This is a genomic window from Kitasatospora sp. NPDC059571, from assembly GCF_042735675.1.
Classification (GTDB): domain Bacteria; phylum Actinomycetota; class Actinomycetes; order Streptomycetales; family Streptomycetaceae; genus Kitasatospora.
In genome coordinates this window covers 1-10,406 of the sequence record NZ_JBHWBW010000129.1, presented here as the reverse complement: position 1 = coordinate 10,406, position 10,406 = coordinate 1, and the positions used below count along the sequence as shown (strand labels likewise).

The following is a 10,406-nucleotide window of genomic DNA, read 5'->3' as shown; positions in this document are numbered from 1 at the left end:
CGCCTACGGCCCCGCCGACGCCCCCCACCCCCCCCCCACGTCCCCGCATACCCCGCGCCCCGCGGCGCCCCCACCCCGCGCAGCGCCCCCCCCCTCCGCGGCGACCCCCCCACGGGCTACCCGCGCGCCCCGGGGGCGCCCCCGCGGCGGTGGTGGCGTAGGCGAGGAAGACGAAGACGCCGGTCACGGTGGTGAGCGCGGCGGAGGCGATGCCGAGGCCGGCCAGCTGGGCCGTGCCGAGGTGGCCGACGATCGCCGAGTCGGCCATCAGGAAGAGCGGCTCGGCCACCAGGGCGCCGAAGGCCGGGACGGCGAGCGCGAGGATCTCGCGGTCATGGCTGCGGCGGGTGGCGGGAGTGGTCATGGCGGTCAGCCTACTCATCCACAGGTAAGTACTGCAAGCGCCTTTCATCACTTACTCGAAATCTTGATCGAGCACTCGCGTGGCGTAGCCCACGTGGGGTGCGGAGTGGCCGCGCGGGGCTGTGAAGTATTTCTCATGCACAGCCGTCCGAGGAGGTAATCCCAGGTCAAAGGGTTGACGGTGGATGGATGGTGTGGTTATCCACAGAGCTGTCCACAGGGTTGTGCACAGGTTTGGGGCACTTCTCCACAGGCCCGGTGCGGTCGTCCACACCCCCTGTGGATAACCGTCTTGGCCGAACGGGGGCGGGCGCCGTAGCGTGGGGCGCCGGGCGGAGTCCGCCGCCCGCCCGCCGACCGGCAGGGCCGCGGCGGGCCGCCCCCGCGACACCCGCCGCCCGGCTTCGGAAATGTCGGCCGGGTGGCGTAAGAAGGTGGGTGCGCCACCCGGCAAGGCCCGCACCACTCGCACGACTCGCTGATCGGGGAACACGCGTGACCGGCCCCCAGTACGACGACCACGACGTCCCCCCGCCGCCGGAGGACGACTGGCAGCCGTCCGACGACGCCTTCGCTCCCGGTGCGTTCCCCGACACCCCCAGTGACCGGCTCCCGGTCTCCCGCGGCCGGGGCGAGCCCGCCGGGCGCGGCTCCTCCTTCCAGCGGGACGGCGCCCAGCGGCGCGGCGACGGCTCCTTCCAGCGCGGCGACCGGCGCGGCCGGGACGACGCCCGGGACGAGGACCGCGGGCCCTCCGGCGAGGGCTTCGAGCGGGTCCCCCCGCAGGACCTCGCGGCCGAGCAGTCCGTCCTCGGCGGCATGCTGCTGTCCAAGGACGCCATCGCGGACGTGGTCGAGGTGCTCAAGCCCGCCGACTACTACCGCCCGGCGCACGAGCTGATCCACGGCGCGATCCTCGACCTGTACGCGCGCGGCGAGCCGGCCGACCCGATCACCGTCGCCGGCGAGCTCACCAAGCGCGGCGAGCTCTCCCGGGTCGGCGGCCCGGGCTATCTGCACACCCTGGTCAACTCCGTCCCCACCGCGGCCAACGCGGAGTACTACGCGGAGATCGTCCACGAGCGGGCGGTGCTCAGACGCCTGGTGGAGGCCGGTACCCGGATCGCCGGCATGGGGTACGCCGCCGAGGGCGACGTCGACGAGATCGTCAACGCGGCGCAGGCGGAGATCTACGCCGTCACCGAGCAGCGCACCAACGAGGACTACGCGCCGCTGGCCGACATCATGGAGGGCGCGCTCGACGAGATCGAGGCGATCGGCTCGCGGGCCGGCCAGATGTCCGGCGTGCCCACCGGCTTCGCCGACTTCGACCAGCTCACCAACGGACTCCACCCCGGCCAGATGATCGTCATCGCGGCCCGTCCCGCGATGGGCAAGTCCACCCTGGCGCTGGACTTCGCCCGCGCCTGCTCGATCCACAACAACCTGCCGAGCGTGATCTTCTCGCTCGAAATGGGCCGCAACGAGATCGCCATGCGCCTGCTGTCGGCCGAGGCCAGGGTCGCGCTGCACCACATGCGGTCCGGCAACATGACGGACGACGACTGGACGCGGGTCGCCCGCCGGATGCCGGACGTCACCAACGCGCCGCTGTACATCGACGATTCGCCGAACCTGTCGATGATGGAGATCCGCGCCAAGTGCCGCCGGCTCAAGCAGCGCAACGACCTCAAGCTGGTGGTCATCGACTACCTCCAGCTGATGCAGTCGGGCGGCTCGCGCCGGGCCGAGAGCCGCCAGCAGGAGGTCTCGGACATGTCGCGTAACCTCAAGCTGCTGGCCAAGGAGCTGGAACTCCCGGTCATCGCGCTCTCGCAGCTGAACCGAGGGCCCGAACAGCGCACCGACAAGAAGCCGATGGTCTCCGACCTGCGCGAGTCGGGATCGATCGAGCAGGACGCCGACATGGTCATCCTGCTCCACCGCGAGGACGCCTACGAGAAGGAGTCGCCGCGTGCGGGTGAGGCCGACCTGATCGTGGCCAAGCACCGTAACGGCCCGACGGCCACCATCACGGTGGCTTTCCAGGGCCACTACTCCCGTTTTGTCGACATGACGAGAGATATCACCTGACGTTCCGTCCCGGGTGGGGGGGAATGTGATCGGAAGTACTCGTCCAGTGAATGGAATTCACTGTTCGTGGGCGCAGTTGGCCGCTACTCTTAGCGCGCTCTTTCGTGATCATCCTCTCAGAGGACTGGAGGGTCGGTGTCCTACCGCCGTCTCGCTGCGACGGCTGCGGTATTCGCAGCCGGCGTCGCCCTCATTTCGGGTCCGGCCTACGCGGCCGACCCGGCCGGCGCCCCCCACGGCGCCAAGCCCGCGGGTACTCCGCCGATCAGCACGGACCTCCCGGGCGGCAAGACCTACACCAGCCCCGCCTCCAAGGCGGTCCGGGCCCAGCGTGCGGCCACCGCCGCCCCGGGTGAGCTGAAGTCCCGCGCCACCCCGACCGGCAAGACCATCTTCGCCAGCTCCTACTGCTACAACGGCACGGGCGGCGACGGTACGGAGGCCAACCCGTACTGCCGCCCGCAGGACGCCGTCGATGCCGCCGCCCCCGGCGACACCGTCAAGATCCTCGGCTCCCAGGGGTACTTCTCCTGGACCCCGATCACCGTCCGTACGTCCGGCATCTCCCTGGTCGGCGTCGGGATCCAGGCCTGGATCCAGCCCACCAACGCCGACAGCGGCAAGCCCGCGCTCGTCCTGGACGGCGTCTCGGACGTGACGGTCAGCAACCTGATGCTCTCGGCCTGGGGCACCAACGCCGTCCAGATCAAGGGCTCCTCGAACATCACGCTGGACTCCAGCTACGTCGGCACCCAGGGCGGACACGATGCCCTGCTCATCGACGGCACCTCCCACGACGTGACGGTCAGCCGGACCTTCGTGGACACCGGGAACGCGTCGCTGACGGCGTCCGGGATCCTGGTGGAGTCCGGCGCCAAGTCCGTGACCCTCGCCGGGAACATCCTGGCCGCGACCGGCATCAAGGCCACCGACGTCACCGGTCTGAACGTCACCGGCAACACCGTCCAGCGCAACTGCATGCCGGCGCTCGCGGTCGGCGGCACCTCGACCGGCGTCTCGGTGGAGAACAACTTCTTCGAGGACGCGAACGCCACCACCGACTACTACCTGGGCGGTTACAAGGCGGTCTGCCCGCAGACCGACACCGGCTGGGCCCCGGACGTCACGGTCTCGGAGGGGTCGGCCGCGGGTACCGCGTCCGACTACAACTCCTTCCACGTGGACGGCGACAACGCCACCGTGGCGTACGACTGGGCCGGCACCGCGTACGCGACCCCGGCCGCCTTCGCGGCTGCGGTGGCGGGCCAGGGCGCCCACGACCTGGTCGACCCCAAGAAGCCCAACAACTGGGGCGCCCGGCCGAACATCTCGGCCTCCGCGGACTCCCTGCTGCAGCAGGGGTCGGTCTCCATCGGGTCGGCGAACGCTGCCGCGCCCGGCGCGCTGACCACCGACTTCTACGGTGCGGGCCCGCACACCAGCCGCGGGGCCGCCGAGCCCAGCAACCCGGCGCTGGCGCTCGGCCTGAGCTCGAAGCAGACCAGTGCGCACGGCGTCACGCTGTCCGCGGCGGTGAAGACCGGCGGGCTCCCGACCACCCTCCGGGTGGACTGGGGCGACGGCGGTGCCGAGTGGCCGACCGTCAGCGGCGACGGCACGATCAACGTCAAGCACCGCTACGAGCAGCTCGGTTCCTACACGATGACGGTCACGCTGACCGACTCGAAGGGGAACAGCTCGGTCAACACCCTGAAGGTGACGACCGCGGGCTCCGACTACACGCCGTACGGGCCGACCCGGCTGCTCGACACCCGTTCGGGTCTCGGCGCGGCCAAGCAGAAGGTCGGGTCGTACGGGACCGTCCGGCTGAAGGTGGGCGGCAACGGCGGGATCCCCGCCAACGCCAGCGCCGTGGTGCTCAACCTCACCGCGACCAACCCCACGCAGAACGGCTTCCTCACGGCGTACCCGGAGGGCGACCAGCGGCCGTTCACCTCGAACGTCAACTACACCGCGGGCCAGACCGTCCCGAACCAGGTCGTGGTGCCGGTCGGTGACGGCGGCTACGTCGACGTGTACAGCGGCTCCGCCGGCACGGTGGACGTGATCGCCGATGTGGCCGGGTACTTCACCCAGTCGGCCTCCAGCGAGTACACCCCGATCGACCCGGCCCGCCTGGTGGACACCCGGCAGGGTCTGGGCACCGGCAAGGGCAAGCTCTCCGGCGGCAACTCGTTCGCGACCCAGGTCTCCGGGCTCTCGACGTCGAACGCCTACCTGCCGTCCGGGATCACCGCGGTGGCCCTGAACGTCACGGTGACCGGGGGGACCAACGTCGGCTTCCTGACGGCCTACCCGGACGGCCAGCAGACGCCGGTCGCGTCGAACCTCAACTACTCGACCAACCAGACGATCGCCAACTCGGTGATCGTCCCGGTCGGGAGCGACGGCAAGATCCGTTTCTACAACGGCAGCTACGGCTCCGCCGACGTGGTCGTCGACATCGTCGGCTACTACAGCGCCGGCGGTCGCAGCGCCTACCTGCCGCTCACCCCGGAGCGGCTGCTGGACACCCGTGACGCGTCCTGGAAGTACGGTCAGCTCGACAACGGCGAGTACATCTACATGCCGCTGGCCGCCAACGAGCCGGACATCACCGGGTTCGTGCTGAACACGACCGTGACCCGGACCACCGGCGTCGGCTTCCTCACCGTGTCGCCCGACCCCAACTCGCTGTCCCAGTACCAGAACAACTACGCCTCGTGGCCGACCCGGCCGCTGGTCTCCTCGTTGAACTGGACCAAGGGCCAGACCGTCCCGAACCTCGTCCAGGCGAGCACCGGGTACAACGGCATCCTGGACTTCTGGAACAGCGGCACCGGCAAGATGGATCTGGTCGTCGACATCTTCGGCTACTACCAGAACAGCTGACGCACCGCGTGCGACGAGGCCCCGGCAGGGCGGATCTCCGCCCTGCCGGGGCCTTCGCGCTGCTGCCGTCAGGCCGGCTGCGCGATCTTGGTGCGGTCGGCCAGCAGGGCGCCGGCCGTCACGGTGCCCAGCAGCACCGTCATGGCCGCCAGCAGGGCGGCCTCCTGGTACGGGCCGGTGGCGAGGCGGGCCGCGGCGCAGGCGGCCAGGAGACCGGCCGCGGCGGCGGCCGCCAGGGCCAGGACCGTCCGCGGCGCCCGGCCCCGGAGCGCGGGCAGCACGGCCGCGGCGAGCAGTACGAGGGCGCAGAGGCCGGAGACCTGCAGGTGCCCGAAGCCGAGGCCGTAGCGGATCGCGAGGGCCGGTACCAGGAAGAGCGTGAAGACCCGCCGTACCGCGTCGGCGAGGGCCGCCACGGCGGGGCCCGCCGGTGCCGGAGCGGGCAACCGGTCGGCCCACCGCACGGCGCCGAGCACGGCGAGCGCGGCCAGCATCCCGGGCAGCCGGCCGCGCAGGTGGCCGAGGTTGTAGAGCAGCGCGGTGTCGTAGACGTCCAGCACCAGGTGGCCGACCGCCCACAGGGAGGCCGTGAGGAGCAGCAGTCCGCGGGCCGACGCCGGGCGGGCGGGGGCGCCGTCCCGCCGGGCCAGGGCGCGGACCACGGGCACGGTGACCAGCGCCGAGAGGATCCTGATCGCGATGTCCTGCCCGGTGTACGGGTTGCGCAGGCCCCACTCCACCGTGCAGAACACCGCCGTGTACCCGGCCGCGGCGGCCGGCACCAGCGGGGAGCCGCCGACCCGGCGGTGCAGCCCGGGGTCGACCAGCCGCAGCAGCAGCATGAACACCAGCAGCACGAAGGGCAGTTCCAGGAACGCCTGGACGCGCAGCAGGCTGGGCGCGAGCAGCCCGGGGGCCGGTGTGTGCGCGGCGAGCCACTGGATGCCCGGCTCGTGGTCGGCGAGGGCGAACCAGCCGGCCGGCAGGTGGCGCGCGATGAAGCCGGTGCGGCCGCCGTGCACCCGGACGATGTAGACGGTGAACAGCAGTTGGTTGAGGTAGACGAGCGCGGTGACGGCGGCCAGCGCGGTGCCCGGGCCGGGGCCGCGCCGTCCCCGGCCGCCGGGCGGCGGGGGAGCGGGCAGCCGGGGCGCGACGGCCAGGGCGGCGGCGGTGGAGCCGACCGTGGCCGCGTCGATCAGCAGGGGGCCGGGGATCATGCGGCGACGATAGTCAGAGGGCCAGCACCACGGCACCGCGGGTGCCGCCGCCGTCCAGCCGCGCATGGGCGTCGGCCGCCGCCTCGAAGGGGTGCACCGAGTCGATCCTGACGTCGAGCCGTCCGTCCGCCGCCATCGCCGCCAGCTCGGCCAGGGCCGCCGCGTCGGGCACGACGTTGAGCACGACGACCTCGATGCCGCGCTCGGGCTCCGGTGCGGCCGGCGGGCGGACGGCGACGAAGCGCCCGCCGTCGCGCAGCGCGGCCGACAGCGGGGCGCCGATGCCCGCGGCGTCCAGCACGGCATCGGCCCCGGCGGGTGCCACGCGGCGCAGCGCAGCCGCCAGGTGCTCGCCGCGCTCGACGAACTCGGCTCCGAGGGAGGTGAGTTCCTCGCGATCGTGGGGTCCGGCGACGGCGAGCACCCGCAGTCCGCGGGCGAGCGCGAACTGGACGGCGAGGTGGCCGAGGCTGCCGGCGGCCCCGGTGACGACGAGGGTGTCCCCGCCGGTCAGGCCGGTGAGGTCGACGCCCTGGAGGGCCGCGAGGCCGTTCAGCGGCAGGGCGGCGGCGACGGTGGCGGGCAGGCCGTCCGGGGCAGGTGCGAGCCGGTCGGCGGGCAGCACAGCGAAGTCCGCGTGGGTGCCGTTGCGGGTGGCGAACCAGTGCGAGAGCCCGAGGACGCGGTCGCCGACCGCGAAGCCGGCGACCCCGGCGCCGAGGGCGTCCACGGTGCCGGCGGTGTCCCAGCCGAGCCGGAACGGCGGCTCGCCGAGCAGGGGGCCCAGCAGGCCGGAGCGGACGGCGGTGTCGGCGGGGTGCACCGCCACCGCCTGGTTGCGGACCCGGACCTCGCCGGGGCCGGGCACCGGCACCTCGGTCTCGACGACCTGGGCCTGCCGGGGGCCGCCGTAGCTGCGGACGGTGATGGCGCGCATGATGTCTCTCCTCGGTGTCGCCGGCCGGGCGGTGGCCCGGCCGGGTGGCGTGCTCCGAGGCTTCCACCGGGCGTCCGGGCGGGGCAGAGGAAGGATCAGCCTGGGATCGCCGGTCCCAGGCTGCGGTGGGGCGGGCAGGGAGAGGGGAACGGGATGGTGCGGGACGGACGGCCGCCGTCGGCGGCCGGCTACCGGGAGGCCGCGGCCGACCTGGTGCGGCAGTACGAGGAGGTGGCGTTCGAGGAGGTGCACCGGCAGTTGCTGGGGCTGTTCCCGACGGCGCCCTGCCGGGTGCTGGACGTCGGGGCCGGGACGGGCCGGGACGCGGCGGCACTGGCCGCGCTGGGCCACGAGGTGCTCGCGGTGGAGCCGACCGTGGAGCTGCGGGTGCACACCGGGCTGGACTGGCTGGACGACTCGCTGCCGGAACTCGGCCGGGTCACCGGCGTGTTCGGCCTGGTGCTGCTGACCGCGGTGTGGATGCACCTGGACGGGCCCGAGCGGCGGCGCTCGATGGCGCGGCTGGCGGGCCTGCTGGAGCCCGGCGGGCGGATGGTGCTGACCCTGCGGCACGGTCCGGTGCCGGCCGGGCGCCGGATGTTCGACGTGTCGGCCGAGGAGACCGTCGCGCTGGCGGACGCGCACGGGCTCGGCCTGCTGCACCGCGGCTCCCGCGGCGACGGCCACGGCCGGGCGGGCGTGCACTGGACGGAGCTGGTGTTCGCCCGTCCGGCCTGAGGCCCGCCCGGCCGCCGGGCGTCAGAGCGTGACGGTGGCCCGGAAGACCGTGGCGTCGGGGCCGGCCAGCGCGGTGGTGCTGCCGTCGGCCGGCAGGAAGACCGACTGCCCGCGGGCCAGGTCGAGGCTGCTGCCGTCGGCGGCGGTGAGGGTGGCGGTGCCGTCGGTGCAGAGCAGGATCTGCGGGGCCCGGCCGGGCAGTTCGGCGCCCTCGGCGCCGAGCACGTAGCGGGAGAGCCGGAACTCGTCGATCGGCACGGGGTAGTGGTGCTCGCCGTCGGCGGCCGCCGCGGGCCGCAGCACGTCCGGGTCGGTGGCGCGGAACTCGACCACGCGCAGCAGCTCCGGGACGTCGATGTGCTTCGGGGTGAGGCCGCAGCGCAGCACGTTGTCGGAGTTGGCCATGATCTCGACGCCGGTGCCGCGCAGGTAGGCGTGCGGGACGCCGGCGCCCAGGTAGAGGGCCTCGCCGGGCTGGAGCCGGACGAAGTTGAGCAGCAGGGCGGCGATCAGGCCGGTGTCGCCGGGGTACTCGGCGGCGGCGAAGGCGTACCCGGCCATGGCGCCGGTGGGGTCGCCGGGGGCGGCTGCCGTGACGGCGCGGGCGACGTCGGAGACCGTCCGCTCGGCCTCGGGGCCGGTCATCGTCAGCACCGCGGAGAGCACGTCGGCCAGGGCCTCGCCCTCCGGCTTGGCGCGCAGCACGTCGATCAGCGGGGCGAGCCCGGGGACGTCGAGCGAGGCCATCAGGTCGGCCGCCGCGGCGGGCCGGCGGAAGCCGCAGAGTCCTTCGAACTCGTCCAGGGCGCAGATGAGTTCGGGCTTGTGGTTGGCGTCCTTGTAGTTCCGGTGCGGCGCGTCGACGGGGATCCCCGCGGCCTCCTCGGCGGCGAAGCCGGAGCGGGCCTGGGAGCGGGTCGGGTGCGCCTGGATCGAGAGCGGCGTACCGGCGGCGAGCACCTTGAGCAGGAACGGCAGGGTGGGCCCGAACGCGGCCACGGCCTCCGGGCCGAGCTCGGCCTGCGGGTCGGCGGCGATCAGGTCGGCCAGGGTGGCGGTGCCGTCGCCGCGGTCGGTGCGCGAGGGGGCGCCGGGGTGGGCGCCGAGCCACATCTCGGCCTGGGGCTCGCCGGTCGGCTCGGTGCCGAGCAGGGCGGGGATGGCCGTGGTGGAACCCCAGGCATAGGGGCGGACGGTGTTGCGCAGCCTGTCCATGGGGCGTCGATCCTCGCTGTTCCCTGGTCGCCGGTCGGTACGGAACCGCCGACTCTAGTCGAGCCCGGTGGACGGATCGAGTACGGCGGGAGGCGTGCAGGCGGCCCCGGGCCCGCACGCCTCCCGTTCGCCGGTCAGCTGCGGACGATGGCGAGGACGGCGTCGCGGAGCTCGGCCATCCGGGCCGGGTCCTTCGCCTCGACGTTCAGCCGCAGCAGCGGCTCGGTGTTCGACGCCCGCAGGTTGAACCACCAGTCCCCGCCCGCCACGGTCAGACCGTCCAGCTCGTCCACCGCCACGCCCTCCAGCGCGCCGTAGACCGCACGCACCTGCGCGGTGCGCCCCGCCTGGTCCGCCACCGTCGAGTTGATCTCCCCCGACGCCGCGTACCGGTCGTACGCCGCACACAGCTGCGACAGCGGCCGCTCCTGCCCGCCCAACGCCGCCAGCACGTGCAGCGCCGCGAGCATCCCGGTGTCCGCACGCCAGAAATCACGGAAGTAGTAGTGCGCGGAGTGCTCACCACCGAAGACCGCATTGGTACGGGCCATCTCCTCCTTGATGAAGGAGTGCCCGACCCGGGTCCGGACCGGAACCGCACCGAGGTCGGTGACGACCTGCGGCACCGTCCAGGAGGTGATCAGGTTGTGGATCACCGTCGGCTTCTCCTCACCGGCCGCCCGCGCACGGGTGATCTCCCGCTCGGCGACCAGCGCCGTGATCGCCGACGGCGACACCGGCTCGCCCCGCTCGTCGACCACGAAACACCGGTCCGCATCGCCGTCGAAGGCCAGACCGATGTCCGCACCGACCTCACGCACCTTCGCCTGCAGGTCGACCAGGTTCTTCGGGTCCAGCGGATTCGCCTCGTGGTTCGGGAACGTCCCGTCCAGCTCGAAGTACATCGGCACCACCTCCACCGGCAGCCCCGCCAGCACCGCCGGCAC

Annotated in this window: 6 protein-coding genes and 2 pseudogenes; 3 read left to right on the top strand and 5 right to left on the bottom strand. The window is 73.1% G+C overall.

From position 1 onward, the window contains the following. A pseudogene (locus ACFV0G_RS16975) lies at positions 1 to 382 on the bottom strand (hypothetical protein); the annotation flags it as partial. A 476-nt stretch (positions 383 to 858) separates the two neighbouring features. Between ACFV0G_RS16975 and dnaB the strand changes: the two are divergent. After that, complete coding sequence (gene dnaB / locus ACFV0G_RS16970; RefSeq protein ID WP_380547470.1) at positions 859 to 2,457, top strand: replicative DNA helicase; 1,599 nt, start codon at positions 859 to 861, stop codon at positions 2,455 to 2,457. A 135-nt stretch (positions 2,458 to 2,592) separates the two neighbouring features. Beyond that, entirely contained in the window at positions 2,593 to 5,349 is a 2,757-nt protein-coding gene (locus ACFV0G_RS16965; protein WP_380547467.1) for a right-handed parallel beta-helix repeat-containing protein, read from the top strand. A gap of 68 nt (positions 5,350 to 5,417) precedes the next feature. On the opposite strand, the gene ACFV0G_RS16960 is transcribed toward ACFV0G_RS16965, so the two are convergent. After that, positions 5,418 to 6,569 carry a hypothetical protein gene (locus ACFV0G_RS16960; protein WP_380547464.1) on the bottom strand — a complete coding sequence of 384 codons (1,152 nt, stop codon included), beginning with the start codon at positions 6,567 to 6,569 and terminating at the stop codon, positions 5,418 to 5,420. Positions 6,570 to 6,582: 13 nt separating this feature from the next. Beyond that, positions 6,583 to 7,506, bottom strand: coding sequence for an NADP-dependent oxidoreductase (locus ACFV0G_RS16955; protein WP_380547461.1), 924 nt, complete (start codon positions 7,504 to 7,506; stop codon positions 6,583 to 6,585). A gap of 153 nt (positions 7,507 to 7,659) precedes the next feature. Between ACFV0G_RS16955 and ACFV0G_RS16950 the strand changes: the two genes are divergently transcribed. Further along, entirely contained in the window at positions 7,660 to 8,244 is a 585-nt protein-coding gene (locus ACFV0G_RS16950; RefSeq protein WP_380547458.1) for a class I SAM-dependent methyltransferase, read from the top strand. 21 nt (positions 8,245 to 8,265) lie between these two features. Here ACFV0G_RS16950 and manA read toward each other — a convergent pair whose 3' ends face one another. Both manA and manB read right to left on the bottom strand, forming a co-directional pair. Beyond that, a complete protein-coding gene (gene manA / locus ACFV0G_RS16945) occupies positions 8,266 to 9,459 on the bottom strand; it encodes a mannose-6-phosphate isomerase, class I (protein ID WP_380547455.1) in 1,194 nt (397 codons plus the stop codon). A 134-nt stretch (positions 9,460 to 9,593) separates the two neighbouring features. Further along, positions 9,594 to 10,406 (bottom strand): annotated as a pseudogene (gene manB / locus ACFV0G_RS16940) (phosphomannomutase/phosphoglucomutase); the annotation flags it as partial.